Genomic DNA, 1,273 nt, shown 5'->3' with positions numbered 1-1,273 from the left:
GAACCGTCTGATTTCGGCATGATGGCGACGTGAAGGCGCGCAAATTGACGGTGAGCCCCGGTTTTTGGGTGCTGATCCGCTGATTTCCGTGTCGGAACCGGCTGCAGGGGCCGGTTTTTGCGTCATGCGGGCGCAGGACGCCCCTCAAGCCAGGCAAGACGCTGGAAGTTATAGGCCAGGTTGGCCATCCCGATCTTGATGCGGGCGCGGGCGATGCCGATGGTCCGCACGACCAGCCCCATGCGGTGCTTCTGCCCGGCGAACAAGTGCTCGACCGCCGAACGCACGGCGGATCGTTTTGCATTGGCCCTGGCGATGCGTTCGGGCATCGGCCGGCGCGGCAGCTTCTTCTGGTGGATGTGGCTGGTGAACATCCCCTTGGCGAGGAACGCCTCGTTCTTCTTCGACCGGTAGGCCGTGTCCGCCCAGACCCCCGAGCCGGTGTTGTCCTTGCTGACCACATCGGGCAGTCGTGCACCATCGTGAGCATTGGCGGCGCTGGCGTCCCAGGTACGGATCAGACCATGGGTCCTGTCGATGCCGATGTGGTTCTTGTAGCCGAACATCGGGATAGCGAGGTCGACCGGCTTGAACGCCTTGGGATCGGCGCCTTCCTTCACCTTGGCCTTGGTGTACTTGACGCTCCAGCGCGCGTCGCGATCCTTCTGGCGGAGCTTGGCGGGTTTTACTTGACAGGCCTCGGGAACGCACCCCTCCTTGATCGCCATCTTCTCCACTTCGGTATTCCGTTGTTTCGGCGCCGGCACGACCGTGGCATCGATGATTTGGCCGCCCATGGCCAGATAACCCCGATCGGTCAGCGCGGCATCGAAGCGGGCGAACAGCCGGTCGATCGCCCTGGCCTTCACGAGGCGCTCGCGGAACAGCCATACCGTCGTCGCATCCGGCACCGTGCCGTCGAGCCCAAGGCCCAGGAACCGCTGAAACGACAGCCGATCCTTAATCTGAAACTCGGTTGCCTCGTCTGACAACGAGTACAGTGCCTGCAGAACCAGGATCTTGAACATCAGCACAGGGTCGAACGGCAGACGTCCGCCCTTGGCGCGCGGGGCGCGTCGCAGGGCGGCGACCAGCGGTCAACGGAAAACCTCGAAGTCAACGACGGCCGCCAACCGCTCCAGCGGATCGCCCGCTGCACTCAGCGCCTCGTACTGGTTCGAAAGATCAAAGAAACCCGGCTGTCCCGCCATTACCGCCTCCGCTGTCGCGCAATGGCAGTGAATCAGTTCAGGCCGCTATGCACCAGAGGTTT

1 pseudogene is annotated in these 1,273 nt (G+C 63.2%); it reads right to left on the bottom strand.

The annotated features are described in order from the left end of the window. Nucleotides 1–122: 122 nt before the first annotated feature. Nucleotides 123–1,211, bottom strand: a pseudogene (locus SAB01S_RS17920) (IS5 family transposase). Nucleotides 1,212–1,273: the final 62 nt, after the last annotated feature.

It is taken from the genome of Sphingobium abikonense NBRC 16140 (assembly GCF_001598335.1).
In the GTDB taxonomy this organism is placed as follows: Bacteria; Pseudomonadota; Alphaproteobacteria; order Sphingomonadales; family Sphingomonadaceae; genus Sphingobium; species Sphingobium abikonense.
The sequence above is the reverse complement of the archived record's forward strand: the minus strand, read 5'-3'. Positions and strand labels throughout refer to the sequence as shown.